Genomic DNA, 18794 nt, shown 5'->3' on the forward strand with positions numbered 1-18794 from the left:
GCGGGGATCGAGGCGGCGTGCGCCGCACTCGCGGAGGATTTGCCGGCGCATGCGGACCCGGAGATTTCGGCGCCGGTGCGGCTGCACCTGGCGCGGGTGCTGCTGCGGCGGGTGATGAAGGAATGTCTGGCTCCATGACGGCGATATCCCTGATCGTGAATGGCGAGCGCATCGAGGCCGAGGTGCCGGCGCGGCTGCATCTCGCCGATTTCCTGCGCGAGCGGCTCGGCCTGACCGGCACGCATCTCGGCTGCGAGCATGGCGTGTGTGGCGCCTGCACGGTGCGGCTGGACGGGGCGATCGTGCGCGGCTGCCTCGTGCTCGCGGTGCAGGCGGCGGGGTGCGTGGTCGAGACCATCGAGGGGGTGTCGGATTCGGGCGAGCTGGCGGATTTGCAGGAGGCGTTCTGGCGGCGCAACGCGCTGCAATGCGGCTATTGCACGCCGGGGATGATGCTGGCGGCGGCGGATTTCCTCGCCCATGCGCCCGATCCGACCGACCGCGCGGCGATCCGCGCGCATCTTTCGGGCAATTACTGCCGCTGCACCGGGTATGAGGCGATCATCGACGCGGTCGAGGCGACGGCGCGGGCGCGGAGGGCGGCATGAACGGCGCCGACCGGCCGATCGGGCGGGCGATGGCGCGGCCGGATGCGCGGCGGCTGACCCAGGGGCGCGGGCTGTTCGCCAGCGACATCGCGCTGCCGCGCATGGTGCATGCGGCGTTCCTGCGATCCCCCTACGCGCATGCGCAGATCAGGGCGATCGACCTCGCGCCGGCGCGGGCGATGCAGGGCGTGGTCGGCGTGTTCGACGCGGCGGCGCTGGAGGGGCGGTGCGCGCCGTGGGTCGGTGTGCTGACCCATCTCAAGGGGTTGAAATCGGCGCCGCAATATCCGCTGGCGCGCGGGCGGGTGCGGTTCCAGGGCGAGCCGGTGGCGATGGTGGTGGCGGCGAGCCGGGCCGAGGCGGAGGATGCGGCGGAGCGGATTGTCGTGGACTACGATCCGTTGCCGCCGGTGGTCGATCCGCTGGACGCCCTGGCACCGGGGGCGGCGGCGATCCATCCCGAACTCGGGGACAATCTCGCCTTCGCGCGGACGATCGAGGCGGGCGGCGGGGCGGTGGCGGTCGACGCGGCGGCGGAGCGCGTGGCGCTGGAGTTCGATTTCGCCCGTCATACCGGGGTGACGCTGGAGCCGCGCGCGCTGGTGGCGGACTGGAACGAGGGCGAGCAGCGGCTGACCGTGCATCTCGGCACCCAGGTGCCGCACATGTTCCAGACCGTGCTGGCGACACTGCTCGGCCTTGCCGAGCGGCAAGTGCGGGTGATCGGGCCGGATGTCGGCGGGTCGTTCGGGATCAAGATCCATGTCTATCCCGACGAGATGGCGGCGGTGGCGGCGAGCCGCATCCTGCGCCGGCCGGTGCGGTTCGTGGCCGACCGGCTGGAGAGTTTCACCGGCGATATCCATGCGCGCGGGCACTGTGTTTCGGCGCGGATCGGGGTTGCGGCGGACGGGCGGATCGAGGGGTTCGCGGTGGATGATCTGACCGGGGTCGGGCCGTATTCGGCCTATCCGCGCACCTCGGCGGTGGAGGCGAACCAGGTGATCAACCTGGTCGGCGGGCCGTATGCGTTCGCGCATTACGCGGCGCGGGCGCGGGTGGTGTTCCAGACCAAGGCGATGATGTCGCAATATCGCGCGGTGGGGCATCCGATCGCGACGGCGGTGACCGAGGCGCTGGTGGACGAGGCGGCGCGGCGGCGGGGGATCGACCCGGTCGAGATGCGGCGGCGCAACCTGATCGCCGACGACGCCTATCCCTGCGTCTCGCCGGCGGGGATGAGGTTCGAGGCGCTGTCGCACCATGCCTGTCTCGACGAGCTGGTCCGGCTGATGGACTATGACGCGCTGCGGGCGGAGCAGGCAGGGCAGCGGGCGCGCGGGGTGTGGCGGGGCATCGGGATTGCGAGTTTCATCGAGATCACCAATCCGGGGGCGGCGTTCTACGGCGTTGGCGGGGCGCGGATCGCGGCGCAGGACGGGGCGACGGCGCGGCTGGATGCGGCCGGCGACGTGGTGCTGCTCTCCGGCACCACCGAGCAGGGGCAGGGGACGACGACGATGCTCGCCCAGGTGACGGCCGCGGCGATGGGGGTGGACCCGGCGCGGGTGCTGGTGAAGCTCGGCGATACCGATGCCACACCCTATGGCGGCGGCACCTGGGCCTCGCGCGGGGCGGGGGTGGGCGGCGAGGCGGCGTTTCGCGCCGCATCTGCGCTGCGGCAGGGCGCGCTGGCGCTGGCCGCGAGCATCCTGCAGGCCGCACCGGAAGCGCTCGATATCAGGGATGGCGTGATCGTGGACGCGGCGGGCGGGGCTGAGCGGATGAGCCTCGCCGAGCTGGCGCGCATCGCCCATTTCCGGCCCGACACGCTGCCGCTTGGGGTGGAGCCGGCGCTGGTCGCGAGCCGGCATTACGTGCCGCGGGACTATCCCTTCGCGTTTACCAACGGGGTGCAGGCGTCGGTGGTGGAGGTGGACGCCGAGACCGGTTTCGTGCGGCTGCTGAAGCATTACGTGGTCGAGGATTGCGGGACGATCATCAACCCGTTGCTGGTGGACGAGCAGATTCGCGGCGGCGTGGTGCAGGGGCTGGGGGCGGCGCTGTTCGAGGAATGCCGCTACGATTCCGAGGGGCAGATGTTGAACGCGACGATGGCGGATTATCTCGTGCCGATGGCGGCCGAGATGCCGGACATCGTGATCGGCCATGTCTGCACGCCGACGCGGGAGAGCCATATCGGCGCCAAGGGCGTGGGCGAGGCCGGCACTGCCGCCGCCGCCGCCGCGGTGCTGAACGCGGTGAACGACGCGCTCTCGCCGCGCGGCGCGCGGATCACTTCACTGCCGATCACCCCCGCCCGCGTGCTGGCCGCCCTCGGCATCGGCTGAGGGCGGCGAGATCGTGGGGCCGGAAGCGGTCAGCTTCCGGAAACCAACGGAAGCGGTCAGCTTCCGGAAAGCAACAGAAGCGGTCAGCTTCCGGAAAGCAACGGAAGCGGTCAGCTTCCGGTAGGCAACGGAAGCGGTCAGCTTCCGGTAGGCAAGGGAAGCGGTCAGCGGCCGGTGAGGATCCGTTCGACGAGCTGCTTCACCGAGGGGATGAAGCCGTTGGAGTAGAACGGGTCGGTCGCGAAGCGGTAGCCGTTATGGCCGCTGAACATCAGGTTCTGGTCGACCGAATCGGGGTCGTTATGGGTGTGGGCGATGTCCTGCAGGGTTTTCTGGATGCAGAAGCTGCGCGGGTCGGCCTTCTTGCCGTTGGAGAAATCGGGCTCCTCCTGCGACCAGTTGGAGAAGCGGCACTGCGAGAGGCAGCCCATGCAGTTCACCTGGTCGCGCCGGATGTCCTCGGCGGCTTCGGGGCTTTCGAAGATGAGGGTGGAATCCGGGGTGCGCATCGCCTCGGTGAAGCCCTCGCGCTCCCAGGCGTGGACGTCCTTGAGGTCGGCCGGGGTGAGCCAGACCGGGCGCTTGCGCGGGCCGACGCCGTATTCCTCGGTATGTTCGCCGACCGGCTCGGTGGTGTAGGCGACCTGCCGCTCGTTGCGGGCGCGCAGGCCCTGGATGAAGCCGTTGTTCACCGCGCTGGAATAGAAGCCGGTGGGCGAGAAGCGGTTGAGATAGACATCGCCCTGCTTCAGGGTGAGGAGCTTCTGCTTCCAGAGATCGCTGATCGGGCTTTCCTTCGTCAGCAGCGGGCGGGTGCCGAACTGGAAGGCGACGGGGCCAAGCTCGGGATTGTCGATCCAGTCTTCCCATTCCTCCAGCCACCAGACGCCGCCGGCCATGATGATCGGCGTTTCGTCGAGGCCGAAGGCGCGCATCTGCCGGCGCAGCTCGATGACGCGGGGCAGCGGGCTTTCGGGCCTGGTCGGGTCTTCGGAATTGGACAGGCCGTTATGGCCGCCGGCGAGCCAGGGGTCTTCGTAGACGACGCCGCCGAGGAGTTCCGCCGCCTTGTGATAGGCGCGGCGCCACAGCGCGTTGAAGGCGCGGGCGGAGGAGACGATCGGGTAGTAGTGGATGTTGAATTTCGAGGCGATTTCGGACAGCCGGTAGGGCATGCCGGCGCCGCAGGTGATGCCGTTCACCAGGCCCTTCGCCCCTTCGAGAATGCCGGTGATGACGCGCTCGGCACCGCCCATTTCCCAGAGGATGTTGGCGTGGATGCGCCCCTGGCCGCCGGATTCCTCGTGCGCGCGGCGGGCCTGGGCGATGCCGCCCTCGATCGCGTAGGCGACCAGCTCGTCGTGCCGGGCGCGGCGGGTGGTGCCGCGATAGACTTGCGGGATCGGCCGGCCGGCATCGTCGTAGCTGTCGGCGTTGACGGCGCTGAACGTGCCGACGCCGCCCGAGGCGGCCCAGCTTCCGGCGGAAAGCCCGTTCGAGACCGCCACACCCTTGCCGCCCTCGACCAGCGGGAGAACCTCGACGCCACCCATCCTGATCGCATTGATCGTCTTCATCGTCTCGCTAACCTGTGCGCCACCCGTGCGGCGCTCTCGTGAGTTTCAACACAACCAGCCTTCTGCCGATATCGCGCTGCGGACCGCGGACCTGGCGGACGGGACGCCAGCCTCGCTCCGGCGGGAGATGCCGCCGGCGCGCCGGTGTGGCGTCCTGTCCCGGCCTGCGGTGCGGTGTCGCGACCGTCTGCACCACCCGGATACGTATTCATATCATCAAATGGATGCACGAGAAACAGCCGGACGGGCCACCAGCATACGAAACTGTCACAAGCCAGTCACAAAATCCGCCCCGCGCCCGGCGCGCCAGCGCTGCCAGCCGGCGGCGCGCAGGTCGCAGGCGGGGCAGGCGCCGCAGCCATGGCCCCATTCGTGCAGGACCGAGCGGTCGCCGCGGTAGCAGCTGTGGCTGAGGGTGCGCAGCGCCTCGACCAGTGCGCCACCGCCGAGGCTGGCCGCGAGATCCCAGGTGGCTTCCTTGTCGCGATACATCAGCGGGGTCTCGATCGTGACCGCGCGGTCGAGGCCGAGGGTGAGGCCGAGCTGCATGGCCTGCATCGTGGTGTTCCGGCAGTCGGGGTAGCCGGAATAATCGGTCTCGCACATGCCGCCGACCAGGGTGGGGATGCCGCGGCGATAGGCGAGGGCGGCGGCATAGGTGAGGAAGAGCAGGTTGCGGCCGGGGACGAAGGTGTTGGGCAGGCCGGATTCGGTGGTCTCGATCTCGATCTCGGCGGTCATCGCGGTGGTGCCGATCGTGGCGAGGGCGGCGCTGAGGTCGAGCATCGTGTCGGCGCCGAGGGTGGCGCGCCAGGGGCGCAGGGCCGCGATGGCGGCGCGCAGCGGGGCGCGGCACTCCAGCTCGACCGCGTGGCGCTGGCCGTAGAAGAAGCCGATCGTCTCGACCCGGTCGTAGCGGTCGAGCGCCCAGGCGAGGCAGGTGCCGCTGTCCTGGCCGCCGGAGAAGAGGACGAGTGCCGCGCTGGCGGCTTCCTGGGGGGGCGTGGTCATCGGGAGAGGATGCCGGGCGGGGCGGTTGCGATCAAGCGGGATCGGGGCGGTGCTGGCGGTGGTGTTGATATGGAGCGGGCGCGGTCGCCGCGATGTTGTCGATATAGAGGGGGCGCGCCGAGCGCGGTGGTATTGGTATAGAGCGGGCGCGTTTTCCGCGTTGGTATTGATATGGAGCGGGCGCGCCGAGCGCGTTGTTGTCGGTATGGAGCGGGCGCGTTTTCCGCGCCCTTGCGAACGGCGGCGGGCGATGCGAATCTGTGCAGCATGGATCTGGATTTTACCGAAACCGAAATCGCGCGGTATTCGCGCCACATCCTGCTGCGCGAGGTGGGCGGGACCGGGCAGGCGCGGTTGCGCGCGGCCTCGGTGCTGATCATCGGCGCGGGCGGGCTCGGCTCGCCGGCGGCACTTTATCTCGCGGCAGCCGGGGTGGGGCGGATTTCCATCATCGATGACGATGTGCTGGAACTCTCCAATCTCCAGCGGCAGATCGCCCACGGGGTCGCGTTTCTCGGCGCGCCGAAGGTGGAGAGTGCGGCGGCGACGATGCGCGGGCTCAACCCGGAGGTCAGCGTCACCCCGATACGCGCCCGGCTGGAGGCGGGGAATGTCGGCGAACTGGTCGCCGCGCACGACATCGTGCTCGACGGGACCGACAATTTCGCGACCCGATTCCTCGTCGCCGATGCCTGTGTCGCGGCGCGGCGGACGCTGGTTTCGGCGGCGGTGCTGCGCTTCGAGGGGCAGATTTCCACCTTCAAGCCGCATGCCGGGCCGGAATGCCCCTGTTATCGGTGCCTCTATCCCGAGGCGCCGCCGGCCGGCATGGTGCCGACCTGTTCGGAGGCCGGGGTGCTCGGCCCGGTGACGGGGGTGATGGGGACGTTGCAGGCGACCGAGGCGATGAAGGAGATCCTGGGCATCGGCACCTCGCTGGCGGGGCGGCTGCTGCTGTGGGACGCGCTGGACATGCGGTTCCGGACGATCACGGTGCCGCGCGCGCCGGGATGCGGCGGCTGTGGCGGCGTCTAGGCGCGGGCGGTTCCGCCTGCTGACGGGCGCCGCACTCGCGGCGGCGGCGCTGCTGCTCGGCGCCTGGCAGGCACCGCCGGCCGGGACGGGACCGGGGCCGGCCAAGGGATCGGCGACCGGCTGGCCGGTGCCGCGCTTCGAGAGTTTCCGCTCGAAGGAAATCTACATGCGGGCGGGGCCGGGCTTCCAGTATCCGATCGTCTGGGTCTATCACCGCTTCGACCTGCCGGTGGAGGTGACGGGGGAGTTCAACGTGTGGCGGCACGTGGTCGCCCCCGATGGCGGCGATGGCTGGGTGCACGAGGCGCTGCTGCACGGGGTGCGCAGCTTCATCGTGACCGCGACGCGGGGCACGCTGCGGGCGGCGCCGCGGCGGGACGCGGCGGCGGTGGCCTATCTCGACAAGGGGGTGCTCGGCGTGATCCGGAGCTGCCAGGCGGGCGCGACATGGTGCCGGGTCGAGGCCGGACATCGGACCGGATGGCTCCGGCGGGACGCGTTCTGGGGCAGCTTCGCCGGCGAGGCGGTGAAATAGGCGGTACGCGAATACGGGTTTTCCACAGAAATCTCGCAACGGTCGCTCAACTAGATGTTGAGAACGAGGCGCCGCTCGGCTACAGAATGTTGTAGCAAAAGAGAGGGGCAGGACAGGCCATGGAATGGACCGACGAGATCGTTTCCCGTCTCCGCCAGCTTTGGGACGAAGGGCTTTCGACCGCTGAAATCGGCCGGCGGCTGAACATTTCCAAGAATTCGGTGGTCGGCAAGGCGCATCGGCTCGACCTGCCGGCGCGGCCATCGCCGATCCGGCGCGATCCCTCGGGGGCGGCGTCCGCGCGGCCGGCGCCGGCGCGGGTGACCGGGCCGACCCTGCCTTCGCTCGCAGTGCCGGCCGAGCCGGCCCTGCCCTCGCTCGCAGTGCCGGCCGGGCCGGCCTCGTCCACTGCGCCTGCCCCGGCCTCGGTCTCCTCTCCTGCCGCCATCGCGGCGATGCCGGCGGCCGAGACCGAGATCAGGACGGTTGCTCCTTCGCGGCCGGCGGCCCCCGCGCGGGCGGTGCCGGCGCGGCCGACCCTGGTGTCGTCGCGCCCGGTGCAGCCGCAGCCCCGGGCCACCGCGCGCGTGCCGGCCTGCTGCTGGCCGATCGGCGAGCCGGGGACGGCGAGTTTCCGCTTCTGCGGCGATCCGGCACTGGCCAACAAGCCGTATTGCCAGCCGCATGCCGAGATCGCCTATGTTCGCGTGCGGGACCGCCGCGAGGACGTCGCCTGAGGCATTTTGCCGGCCCGGAGGCGATCCGGGCTTGCGCATGAAGCCAGCCTGAAGCAGTGTCGCGGCAAATGCGTCCGGGAGGGGCGGCGATCGGGGTTTGCGCGGCTCTGCCAGGGGTGCGGCGCCTCGCTTCGTGCGGTTCGGGCGGCAGCAGCGACAGGAGCGGTCTGCGGGTATGAGCGAAGCATATAACGATGCGCCGGGCGCCGTGGATGCCGAAGGGCGCGGATCGTCGCTCGACGCGGATGCGGTGCGGGCGGCCTATCGCCGCTGGGCGGGCGTCTATGACCGGGTGTTCGGCGCGGTGTCCGCCCCGGCGCGGCGGGCGGCGGTGGCCGCGGTGAACGCGGCCGAGGGGGTCGAGGTTCTGGAGGTGGGGGTCGGCACCGGGCTGGCCCTGCCGCATTACCGCCCGGAAAAACGGATCACCGGCATCGACCTTTCCACCGACATGCTGGAGCGCGCCCGCGCGCGGGTGGCCCGCGAGGGGCTGGGCAATGTGCGCCAGCTGCTGGAGCTGGACGCCGAGGCGACCGGGTTCGAGGATCACCGCTTCGACATCGCGGTGGCGATGTTCGTGGCCTCCGTGGTGCCGAATCCGCGCCGGTTGGCGGCCGAGCTGCGGCGGGTGGTGCGGCCGGGCGGGCTGATCCTGTTCGTCAATCATTTCGCCGCCGAATCGGGGCCGATGGCGCTGGTCGAGCGGGCGCTGGCGCCGGCCTCGCGGGCGTTGGGATGGCACCCGGATTTCGCCATCGAGCGGCTGATCCCGGCGGAGCAGCGCAAGGCGGCGACGGCGGTGCCGATGTGGCCGTTCGGGCTGTTCCGGCTGGTCTCGCTGAGCAACCCTGATCCCGCATCGGTGCGGCCGGGTTAATCGCATAGATGGCTTGATCGCGCGATGCGTGTGTTATATCCCATTCGTTGAATGCGCGTGAACCGGGCGTAATCCGCTCCGTGTGCGCCATGGCTTGTTTTTCACCCAACTGACCTGGACGGTCGCGCTGAACGCGGCCCGAGCACACGGAATTGGCGGAGCTGATGAAACGATCCAATCAATATCTGTTCATGGGCCTGATCGGCCTCGCGGTGGCGATCGCCGCGACGCAGCCGGCGCTCGCCGACGCGAAGAACGCCGTGGGCTTTCCGGTTCACGCACCGCGGCCGTGGGAGTGGTGGTTCCAGCCGGCGGCCAGCCCGATCCAGAAGAATATCGACTGGCTGATGCAGTTCGTGCTCTGGCTCATGGCGGGCGTGGTCGGGCTGGTCGGCCTGCTGCTGGGGATCGTGATCGTGCGGTTCCGTGCCTCCAAGAACCCGGTGGCCTCGACGACGACGCACAACACGCTGATCGAGGTGGTCTGGACGGTGGTGCCGGCGCTGCTGCTGATCGTGATCTTCGTGCCCTCGCTCAACCTGATCTACGAGCAGTCGAACTACAAGCATTCGTACATGACCGTGAAGGTGACCGGTCACCAGTGGTACTGGGAATACGACTACCCCACCGCCAAGGGGGTCGATTTCACCTCGTATCCGGTGCCGGACAACCAGATCAAGCCGGGGCAGATCGCGCGGCTTTCGGTCGATCATCCGCTGGTGGTGCCGGCGAACAAGAAGATCGTGTTCAAGATCACCAGCTCCGACGTGCTGCACTCGTTCTTCATCCCCTCGCTCGGCGTCCAGCGCTATGCGATTCCGGGGCAGTACTGGAAGCAGTGGACGCAGATCGACGCGCCGGGTGTATATTATGGAGAATGTAACCAGATCTGTGGCATGAACCACGATAACATGCCGATCGAGATCGTTGCGTTGCCGATGAAGGAATTCCAGGCGTGGCTGGCCGAGGCGAAAGCCGATGCCGCCCAGGGCAATGTGCCGCCGGTGCACAAGTATGAGGTGCTGGCCCTGAAGGCGGCGGCGCAGAAGGCGGCTTCGGCCGGCACCGCGGGGATCGCGCTGGCGAGCGCGGGCCCGGCGGAAACCACGCGATAAATCGTAGTCGGCGAATCAGGAGCATATGACAATGTCCGCGACCGCACTGCACGATGCCCATGGTGAGCATGCCCACCACCAGCCCGGCTTCTTCCGCCGCTGGGTGATGAGCACGAACCACAAGGATATCGGCACTCTCTACATCACCTGGGCGATCATCGCCGCGATCGAGGGGGGTGTCCTCTCGATGATCATGCGCGCGCAGCTCGCGCATCCGAACAATACGCTGGTCACCTCCGGCCAGGCGTGGAACGCGATCGTCACCGCGCACGGGCTGCTGATGATCTTCTTCTTCGTCATGCCGGCGCTGATCGGCGGGTTTGGCAACTGGATGGTGCCGATGATGATCGGCGCGCCGGACATGGCCTTCCCGCGGCTCAACAACATGAGCTTCTGGTTCCTGTTCATGGCGTTCATCTTCGTCAATCTCGGCTTGCTGGTCGGCGCCGGGTCGGGCGTGGGCTGGACGCTGTATCCGCCGCTCTCCGACATTACCTACCAGCCGGGCGTCGCGACCGACTTCACCCTGTTCTCGCTGCATCTGGCCGGTATTTCCTCGCTGCTGGGCGCGATCAACTTCATCGCCACCATCCTGAACATGCGCGCGCCGGGCATGACCATGCACAAGATGCCGCTGTTCGTGTGGTCGATGCTGGTGACGGCGTTCCTGCTGCTGCTGGCGATTCCGGTGCTGGCCGGCGCGATCACCATGCTGATCATGGACCGCAATTTCGGCACCTCGTTCTTCGAGCCGGCCGGCGGCGGCGACCCGGTGCTGTTCCAGCACCTGTTCTGGTTCTTCGGTCATCCTGAAGTGTACATCATGATCCTGCCGGCCTTCGGCGTGATCAGCCACGTGGTCTCGACCTTCTCGAAGAAGCCGATCTTCGGTTATCTCGGCATGGTCTACGCGATGGTGGCGATCGGGTTCGTCGGCTTCGTGGTCTGGGCGCATCACATGTTCGTCTCCGGCGTCTCGATGGACAGCAAGGTCTATTTCGAGGCGGCGACGCTGGTGATCGCGGTGCCGACGGGTGTGAAGGTGTTCTCGTGGATCGCGACGATGTGGGGCGGCTCGATCGAGCTGAAGACCCCGATGATCTGGGCGATCGGCTTCATCTTCATGTTCGTGCTCGGCGGTGCGACCGGCGTGGTGCTGGCCAATGCCGGCCTCGATACCGAGCTGCACAACACGTATTTCGTGATCGCGCACTTCCATTACGTGCTGTCGATGGGGTCGGTCTTCGCGATCTTCGCCGGGTTCTACTACTGGATCGGCAAGATGTATGGCCAGCCTTATCCGGAAGCGGCGGCGAAGCTGCATTTCTGGCTGTTCTTCATCGGCGTGAACCTGACCTTCTTCCCGCAGCATTTCCTTGGCCTTGCCGGGATGCCGCGCCGCTATCCGGATTATCCGGTGGCGTTCGCGGGGTGGAACTATGTCTCGTCGGTCGGGGCGATGATCTCGGGTGTGAGCACGCTGGTGTTCTTCTACATCCTGTTCAAGATCTTCACCGGAAAGCAGACCCTCGCCGCGAATTACTGGGGTGAGGGTGCGACGACCCTGGAGTGGACAGTGCCCTCGCCGGCGCCGCACCATACCTTCGAAGACGTTCCGGTGATCCGCTGACGCGGATCGCCCGGATCTGGCAGGGATTGCGGGGTCTCTCCGACGGAGAGGCCCTCATCCTTGCGACACCGGCAATACCGGCCACGGCCATGCCGCGCCGGCAGGATTGATGGAATGAGCGATACGATCCTGCGGACCTCCGCTTCCGCCGCACCCGAACAAGCGCTGCTCGACCAGTCGATCCTCGGCGCGACGGCGGGGGACTGGCTGGCGCTGCTCAAGCCGCGGGTGCTGTATCTCGTGGTATATTCGGGTGCTGCGGGGCTGCTGGTCGCGCCGGGCGGGATCAACCCGGTGCTCGGCTTCACCGCGGTATTGTGCATCGCCATGGCCGCGGGTGCGGCCGGGGCGATCAACATGTGGTATGACCGCGACATCGACGCGGTGATGCGGCGGACGTCGCGCCGGCCGATCCCGGCCGGGCGGATCGCGCCGGAGGGGGCGCTGGCCTACGGGGTCGCACTGTCGGCCCTCTCGGTCCTGCTCATGTGGCTGTCGACCAACCTGCTGGCGGCGATGCTGCTGGCCGGGTCGATCGCGTTCTACGTGTTCATCTACACGATGTGGCTGAAGCGGCGGACGCCGCAGAACATCGTGATCGGCGGGGCGGCGGGCGCGTTTCCGCCGCTGATCGGCTGGGCGGCGGTGACCGGACATGTCGCGCTGCTGCCGGTGGTGCTGTTCGCCATCATATTTTTCTGGACGCCGCCGCATTTCTGGGCGCTGTCGCTATTCGCCTCGGGGGATTACGCCAATGCTGGCGTGCCGATGCTGCCGGTGGTGGCGGGGCAGAAGGCGACGCGGTTGGCGGTGATGCGCTACACGCTGTGGCTCGTGCCGCTCTCGCTGCTGCCCTATGTGCTGCACCTGACCGGGCCGGTCTATGGCGCGAGCGCCATGGTGCTCGGGCTGATGTTCGTCTGGCATGCGTGGCGGGTGCTGCGCGACCGGCAGGACGAGGCGGGCAACAGCCTGACCCGCGACGCGCCGGCCAAGGCGGCATTCAAGTTCTCCATCCTGTACCTGTTCCTGATGTTCGGCGCGCTGGTGGTGGACCACCTGATATGACCGAGCAGCGGCCGACCAGCAGCAGGGACTGGAGTCCGGAGGCGCGACAGGAATTCTATCGCCGCCGGCGGGGGCGGAACTGGGCATTGCTCGCCGCGCTCATCGCGCTGTGCGGGCTGCTTTACGCGGTGTCCGTGGTGAAACTGTATCACGCCGGGCAGATGTGGTGAAACATACCTGGGCCTTCGCGGCCGGCTTCTATCGGGAGAGAGTGTCTCATGAGCGCTGAAAGTCATACTGCCGAAGGGCAGATCGCGGGTCGGGTGCCCCACCCGTATCATCTGGTGGAGCCCAGCGTCTGGCCGCTGACCGGTGCGATGTCCGCCATCCTGATCGCGACGGGGATCATCTTCGTCGCGCATTTCAACGATTACTGGTTCCTGATCGCCGGCTTCCTCGGCGCGGTTAGCACGATGTTCGTCTGGTGGCGCGACGTGGTGCGCGAGAGCCGCACGCCGGGGCTGCACAAGCTCGTCACCCAGATCGGCCTGCGCTACGGCATGGCGCTGTTCATCTCCTCCGAGGTGATGTTCTTCGTCTCGTTCTTCTGGGCGTATTTCAACTTCTTCTTCTTCCCCGAGCACCAGGGCTACATGCACCAGGCGGTCTGGCCGCCGGCGCATGTCACGACGATCGATCCGTTCGCGGTGCCGCTGTTCAACACCATGGTCCTGCTGCTCTCCGGCACCACCATCACCTGGGCGCATCACGCGCTGATCGAGGGTGACCGGCGCGGGCTGATCCAGGGGCTCGGTGTGACCGTGCTGCTCGGCCTCGCCTTCCTTTGCGGGCAGACCTACGAATACACGCACTCGCCGTTCAATTTCTATCATGGCGGCATCTTCCCCTCGGTGTTCTTCATCGCCACCGGGTTCCACGGGTTCCACGTGATCGTCGGCACCACCTTCCTGATCGTGAATTTCTTCCGCGCGCTCAGGAACCAGTTCACCGTGAAGCGGCATTTCGGCTTCGAGGCCGCCGCGTGGTACTGGCATTTCGTTGACGTGGTGTGGCTGTTCCTGTTCGTCTGCATCTACTATTTCGGCCGCAGCGCCATTACCGCCGCCTGACGCATGACCGGTCAGGCTCTGCCGCGCGCGCGCTGGCGGCGCCTGATCGGGATGGGCGTGTTCAGCCTGGTGATGCTGGTCCTGCTCCTCGCCCTCGGCGTCTGGCAGGTGCATCGCTGGCATTACAAGGACCGCATCCAGCAGGAGATCCGCGCCGCCCAGCTGCGCGCGCCGGTGCCGCTCGGGCAGAAACCCTCGCCGTATGAGAAGGTCGCGCTGCGCGGCGCCTGGGTTTCCGGCAAGGTGGCGTTCTATGGCGACCAGATCCGCAATTCCCCGAAAGGCCCGTTGCAGGGCGGGCAGCTGATCGTCCCGTTCCGGGGCGAGGACGGGGTTGTCGTGCTGGTCGATCTCGGCTGGGTGCAGGGAAGGGCGCCGCACGCGGTGCCGCTGCCGGAGGGGAAGGCGGTGGTGTCGGGCTACGTGCAGGCGCCGCAGAAATTCGGGCCTTTCGCGCCGGCGCCGAACCTTGCGCGGATGGTGTTCTACAAGCTCGATCCCGCGGCGATCGGGGCGGCGTTCGGGTTTCACCGGGTCGCGCCGTTCACGCTGGTCGCGGTGGGGCCGAAGCCGGTGGCGGGCGGGCCGATTCCGGCGCCGAGCCTGCCGCTGCCGCCCAACAATTCCGAGCAATACGCGCTGACCTGGTTCGGCCTCGCGCTGGTCGTCGTGCTCGAATATATTTTCTATGTCCGTAAAGTGCTGCTGGAGCCCGCGTGAACGATCTGTCGGTGATGTCGGCGTATCAACGGCTGGAAGCCCGGTTCGGGCGGATGGCGGTGGTCGAGGAGGCGAGCGCGATGCTCGGCTGGGACCAGGCGGCGATGATGCCGGATGGCGGCGCGCCGGCGCGGGGCGACCAGCTCGCTACCCTCGCCGGGATTGCGCACGAGATGCTGGTCGCACCGCAGACCGGGGCCGATCTCGATGAAGCCGAGGCGGCGCCGCCGGCCGGAGAGCTGGCGCGGCGCAACCTCGCGCTGATGCGCCGCGCGCACCGGCGGGCCACGGTGCTGCCGGCCGCACTGGTCGAGGCGCTGGCGCGGGAATCGGCCGCTTGCGAGGCGGCCTGGCGCGGGGCGCGGCGGGAGGCGGATTTCGCCGCGGTGAAGGCGCCGCTCGCCCGGCTGCTCTCGCTGGTGCGCGAACAGGCGGCGGCGCTCTCCGGCGCGCTCGGGCTTTCGCCCTATGATGCGCTGATCGATTCCTACCAGCCGGGCGTGACCTCGGCGGAGATCGCACCGGTATTCGCGCGGTACGAGGCGTTCCTGCGGGAAAACCTGCCCGCCGCCGAGGCGCGGCAGCGCCGCGCGCCGGCACCGCCGCCGGGCGCACCGCCCTTTGCCGAGGCGGCGCAGGAGGCGCTGTGCCGCCAGCTCGCCGCGCAGGCGGGGCTCGATTTCAAGGCGGCGCGGCTCGACCGCTCGCTGCACCCGTTCTGCGGCGGCACGCCGAGCGACATCCGCATCACCACCCGTTATGACGAGGGCGATTTCGCCTCGGCGCTGATGGGCGTGCTGCACGAGACCGGGCACGGGCTGTATGAGGCCGGGTTACCCACGGACTGGGCGCGCCAGCCGCTCGGGGCGGCGGCGGGGATGGCGGTGCATGAAAGCCAGTCGCTGATCGTCGAGTTGCAGGCGGCGCGGTCCGACGCGTTTCTCGGCTGGCTCGGGCCGCGCCTTGCCGAGGCATTTGGCCAGGCGGCGGCGGCGTTCGCGCCGGCGCGGCTGGCGGCACGGCTGCGGCGGGTCGAGCGGAGTTTCATCCGCGTCGAGGCCGACGAGATGACCTATCCCGCCCATGTGATCCTGCGCTTCCGGCTGGAGGCGGCGATGGTGGCGGGGGATCTCGCGGTGGCGGACCTGCCGGGGGCGTGGAACGAGGGGATGATGGCGCTGCTCGGCATCGTGCCGCCGGACGACGCCAAGGGGTGTTTGCAGGACATTCACTGGTATGCCGGGCTGTTCGGCTATTTTCCCTCCTACACGCTGGGGGCGATGGCGGCGGCGCAGCTGATGGGCGCGGCGCGGCGGGCGCGGCCGGAGATCGACACGGCGCTGGGCGAGGGGGATTTCACGCCGCTGCGCGACTGGCTGCGGGCGAATGTGCATGGGCACGGGGCGCGGTTCGGCTTCAACGAGCTGCTGGTGGAGGCGACCGGCAAGAGGCTGGACCCCACGGATTTCGAGGCGCATCTGCGGGCGCGCTATCTCGACTGAGGCGATCCCGTTCGGGATGTGACCATGCGGCGTCCCGCCGCAGGATATGACCATGCGGCGTCCCGCCGGGGGATATGACTATGCGGCGTCCCGCCGGGGGATATGACTATGCGGCGTCCCGCCGGGGGATATGACTATGCGGCGTCCCGCCGCAGGCCGGCCTTGAGCGAGGCGCGCGAGGTGGCGAGATGGGTTTCGAGACCCTGGCGGGCGCGCGACATGCTGCCGGCGCGCATGGCATCGAGCACGGCCAGATGTTCGGTGATGGCGATCGCGGTGCGCTCGATCTCGTGATGCCGGTCCCACTGGTAATGATAGTGGAACAGGAAGGACACGATGTCGTAGAAATCGTGGGCGAACCGGTTGTTGAGGAAGCCGATGATCCAGAGGTGGAAATCGCGGTCGAGCGCGGCGAATTCGGTGTAGCGGCGGGCGATGGCGGCCTCGATCTCGCGGTGGCGGAGGATCAGCGCCTCGGCTGCCTCGGCGATGGCCGGATCGCCGCCGCGGGGCATCCGCGCGATGGCGGCAAGCTCGATCAGCTCGCGCATGTCGGCCACCTCGGCGGCGAAACCGTCGTGAAATTCGCGCAGCACCCAGCCGCCGCGCGGCTGCTTGGCGATCAGGCCGAAGCGGGAGAAGCCGATCAGGAATTCGCGGACCGAGACGGTGCTGGCGTTGCTGTCGCGCGCCAGCTCGGCCTCGGAGAACATGTGGCCGGGCCGCCAGTCCCCGAGCAGGACGCGCTGCATGAAGACGCGCTCGATCTGGTCCTGCGGGCCGTCGGTCTCGGATTCGGCGTAGTAATCGGCGCGTTCCGGGCGGCGCAGCACTTCCAGCCCCTCGGCCCCGCGGGCGAGGATGCCCTGGGCGATCATCGCCTCGACGGCGGCGCGGACGGTGGTGCGGCTCACGCCGAAATGGCGGGCGAGGGCGCTGTCGGAGCCGAGCGAGGTGTCGCCGGTATCGAGTGTGGCGATATGATCGAGCAGGGCGTTGCTCGTTCGTTTCAGCAGCGTATTCGGTTTGGCCATCCCGCTCCGGCGTGTCCCCTGGTCGATGCGGCCGGCAGCGACGCCGCCGGCCGATCTGTCATGTGGTCGTAATTTATTTTGTGGCGAGCTTCGCCGCGTTGGCAAGCCCGGACTCGTAGATTCCGGAGATCGCCTTCACCGCGGTGGCGTTGTCCTCGCCCTTCTTCGGGTGGGCGGAGAGGTCGAGCCGGCGGAAATGACCGCTCCAGACCAGTTTCGTCTCGTTGGCGCCGAGGCGGTGGACCGAGATGGTCGAGACATAGTCGCGCACCGGCAGGATCTTCATGTTGTTGGCGGTGTGCTGGATCTCGTAGGTGTAGTTCGTGTGTTTCGGGTTGTAGTGCAGGAGCTGCTCGGTCAGGACCGGGCCGCCGAGATCGAGATGGCGGACCGAGCCGGGGTGGTTGCCCTTGCTCGCCTTGCTGCCCTTGACCGCGGGAACCCAGGTGAGATCGCCGAAATTGTGGACGACCGACCAGACCTTCGCGGCCGGCGCCTTGATGACGACGCTGCGGGTGACGTGAAGGACGGGCGCCTTGGCCTGGGCCGGGCTGGCGGCGAAGGCGACGAGGGCGAGCGGCAGGCCGGCCAGGGCGGCGCGGCGGGCGATTGTGATTTTCAAGACATTCCTCCTGTTGACGGTCCGGTTGTCCCGGCCGTCACGATTTACACGCAGGCGTGAGCGAAAGCCATAGAGCATTGTCGGGTCGGTAAACGCCTGCGCGAACGGGGGCCTGCGCGCACTGATGCCTGCGCGCATTAGAGCATCATCCGATCAGATGGAATCGTCCGATCGGATAAAGATGCTCGACTTATCAATATGCTAGAGCACTACATCCGATCCAATCGGATCGGAAAGTGCTCTAGGCGGGGTGGATGTGCAAAATTCCGCGCCGCCCGGTATCCTCGCCGCGATGCCCGTCCGCCGGACGGGATGGAGGCGCCCGGGGACATGACGCTCGAACAGTTGCGGATCTTCATTGCGGTGGCGGAGCGCGAGCATGTGACGCGGGCGGCCGAGGCGCTGGGGCTGACGCAGTCCGCCGCGTCGGGGGCGGTGGCGGCGCTGGAGCGGGAGTTCGGCACCAGGCTGTTTCACCGGGTCGGCCGCGGCATCGCGCTGACCGAGGCGGGGCATGTGTTCATTACCGAGGCGCGGGCGATCCTGAACCGGGCGGAGCAGGCGGCGCTGACGATGCGCGAGATCGCCGGGCTCGCGCGCGGGCGGCTCGCCATCAAGGCCAGCCAGACCATCGCCAATCATTTCCTGCCGTTGCGGCTCGTCGCGTTCCGCCATGCCTATCCGGGCGTCGGGCTTGCGGTGTCGATCGGCAATTCGGCCGAGGTGGCGCGGGCGATCCTGGAGGGGGATGCGGAGCTGGGCTTCGTCGAGGGGCCGGGCGAGACGCTGATCCAGCCAAGGCTCGCGGCCGAGCCGATCGCGCAGGACCGGCTGGTGATGGTGGTCGCGCCCGATCATCCCTGGGCGGGGCGGGGGACGCCGGACGCAGCCGCGCTGGCGGCGGGGAGCTGGGTGCTGCGGGAGGACGGCTCGGGCACGCGGGCGATGTTCTTCGAGGCGCTGGCCGGGCTCGGGATCGACCATGCGGCGGTGGATGTCGCGATCGAGCTGCCGGCGAACAATTCGGTGCTGACGGCGGTGAGCGGCGGGGCGGGGGCGACGATCCTGTCGGAGCTGGTCTGCGCCGACGCGCTGGCCGCGGGCAAGGTGGTCGAGGTGCCGGTGCAACTGCCGCGCAGGACCTATTTCGCGGTCCAGCACCAGGACCGCACCCGCACCCGGGCGGCGGCGGCGCTGCTCGCCTTGCTGCGCGAGGCCCCGCAGTAGCGGGGCGGCGGCCGCAGGAGGGCGGCGATAGTCTGGCGGCCGCAGGAGGGCGGAAATAGTCTGGCGGCCGCCATA

At 68.5% G+C, this 18794-nt stretch carries 18 protein-coding genes; 14 read left to right on the plus strand and 4 right to left on the minus strand.

What is annotated here, in order from left to right; all coding sequences use genetic code 11:
- The first annotated feature begins 134 nt into the window (after positions 1-134).
- Positions 135-608, plus strand: a complete 474-nt coding sequence (locus tag B7Z76_RS02955) for a (2Fe-2S)-binding protein (RefSeq protein WP_174503858.1) — start codon at positions 135-137, stop codon at positions 606-608.
- On the plus strand, positions 605-2959 hold the full coding sequence (locus B7Z76_RS02960) for a xanthine dehydrogenase family protein molybdopterin-binding subunit (protein ID WP_291342065.1): 2355 nt from the start codon (positions 605-607) through the stop codon (positions 2957-2959). Before B7Z76_RS02955 ends, B7Z76_RS02960 begins: the two co-directional genes overlap by 4 nt.
- 164 nt (positions 2960-3123) lie before the next feature.
- On the opposite strand, the gene B7Z76_RS02965 is transcribed toward B7Z76_RS02960, so the two are convergent.
- Positions 3124-4536, minus strand: coding sequence for a nitronate monooxygenase family protein (locus tag B7Z76_RS02965; RefSeq protein WP_174503860.1), 1413 nt, complete (start codon positions 4534-4536; stop codon positions 3124-3126).
- 267 nt (positions 4537-4803) lie between these two features.
- Complete coding sequence (gene queC / locus B7Z76_RS02970) at positions 4804-5547, minus strand: 7-cyano-7-deazaguanine synthase QueC (RefSeq protein WP_174503861.1); 744 nt, start codon at positions 5545-5547, stop codon at positions 4804-4806.
- Positions 5548-5814: 267 nt separating this feature from the next.
- On the opposite strand from queC, the gene B7Z76_RS02975 reads away from it, so the two are divergent.
- The 11 genes from B7Z76_RS02975 to B7Z76_RS03025 all read left to right on the plus strand — a co-directional run bounded on the left by B7Z76_RS02975 (position 5815) and on the right by B7Z76_RS03025 (position 15836).
- On the plus strand, positions 5815-6582 hold the full coding sequence (locus B7Z76_RS02975; protein ID WP_174503862.1) for a molybdopterin-synthase adenylyltransferase MoeB: 768 nt from the start codon (positions 5815-5817) through the stop codon (positions 6580-6582).
- Positions 6569-7117 carry an SH3 domain-containing protein gene (locus B7Z76_RS02980; RefSeq protein ID WP_236656376.1) on the plus strand — a complete coding sequence of 183 codons (549 nt, stop codon included), beginning with the start codon at positions 6569-6571 and terminating at the stop codon, positions 7115-7117. Before B7Z76_RS02975 ends, B7Z76_RS02980 begins: the two co-directional genes overlap by 14 nt.
- A 119-nt stretch (positions 7118-7236) precedes the next feature.
- On the plus strand, positions 7237-7854 hold the full coding sequence (locus B7Z76_RS02985) for a GcrA family cell cycle regulator (RefSeq protein WP_291342069.1): 618 nt from the start codon (positions 7237-7239) through the stop codon (positions 7852-7854).
- Positions 7855-8029: 175 nt separating this feature from the next.
- A complete protein-coding gene (locus B7Z76_RS02990) occupies positions 8030-8731 on the plus strand; it encodes a class I SAM-dependent methyltransferase (protein WP_174503864.1) in 702 nt (233 codons plus the stop codon).
- A 164-nt stretch (positions 8732-8895) separates the two neighbouring features.
- Positions 8896-9846 (plus strand): cytochrome c oxidase subunit II, encoded by a 951-nt coding sequence (gene coxB / locus B7Z76_RS02995; RefSeq protein WP_174503865.1) that lies wholly within the window; start codon positions 8896-8898, stop codon positions 9844-9846.
- Positions 9847-9877: 31 nt separating this feature from the next.
- Complete coding sequence (ctaD, locus tag B7Z76_RS03000; protein ID WP_174503866.1) at positions 9878-11476, plus strand: cytochrome c oxidase subunit I; 1599 nt, start codon at positions 9878-9880, stop codon at positions 11474-11476.
- A 114-nt stretch (positions 11477-11590) separates the two neighbouring features.
- Entirely contained in the window at positions 11591-12544 is a 954-nt protein-coding gene (locus tag B7Z76_RS03005; protein WP_174503867.1) for a heme o synthase, read from the plus strand.
- Positions 12541-12714: a hypothetical protein gene (locus tag B7Z76_RS03010; protein ID WP_174503868.1), complete on the plus strand. Its 174-nt coding sequence runs from the start codon at positions 12541-12543 to the stop codon at positions 12712-12714. The genes B7Z76_RS03005 and B7Z76_RS03010 overlap by 4 nt, the downstream gene beginning before the upstream one ends.
- 48 nt (positions 12715-12762) lie before the next feature.
- Entirely contained in the window at positions 12763-13614 is an 852-nt protein-coding gene (locus B7Z76_RS03015) for a cytochrome c oxidase subunit 3 (protein WP_174503869.1), read from the plus strand.
- A 3-nt stretch (positions 13615-13617) separates the two neighbouring features.
- Positions 13618-14334: an SURF1 family protein gene (locus B7Z76_RS03020; protein WP_291342075.1), complete on the plus strand. Its 717-nt coding sequence runs from the start codon at positions 13618-13620 to the stop codon at positions 14332-14334.
- A gap of 14 nt (positions 14335-14348) precedes the next feature.
- Entirely contained in the window at positions 14349-15836 is a 1488-nt protein-coding gene (locus B7Z76_RS03025) for a carboxypeptidase M32 (RefSeq protein ID WP_291342140.1), read from the plus strand.
- 134 nt (positions 15837-15970) lie between these two features.
- On the opposite strand, the gene B7Z76_RS03030 is transcribed toward B7Z76_RS03025, so the two are convergent.
- Positions 15971-16870, minus strand: coding sequence for a GntR family transcriptional regulator (locus tag B7Z76_RS03030; RefSeq protein WP_174503871.1), 900 nt, complete (start codon positions 16868-16870; stop codon positions 15971-15973).
- Positions 16871-16943: 73 nt separating this feature from the next.
- Positions 16944-17492, minus strand: a complete 549-nt coding sequence (locus tag B7Z76_RS03035) for an SRPBCC family protein (RefSeq protein WP_291342077.1) — start codon at positions 17490-17492, stop codon at positions 16944-16946.
- 330 nt (positions 17493-17822) lie between these two features.
- On the opposite strand from B7Z76_RS03035, the gene B7Z76_RS03040 reads away from it, so the two are divergent.
- A complete protein-coding gene (locus B7Z76_RS03040; protein ID WP_291342079.1) occupies positions 17823-18719 on the plus strand; it encodes a LysR family transcriptional regulator in 897 nt (298 codons plus the stop codon).
- The last annotated feature ends 75 nt before the right edge of the window (positions 18720-18794 follow it).

The sequence above is a fragment of the Acidiphilium sp. 20-67-58 genome (genome assembly GCF_002255515.1).
Taxonomy (GTDB): Bacteria; Pseudomonadota; Alphaproteobacteria; order Acetobacterales; family Acetobacteraceae; genus Acidiphilium.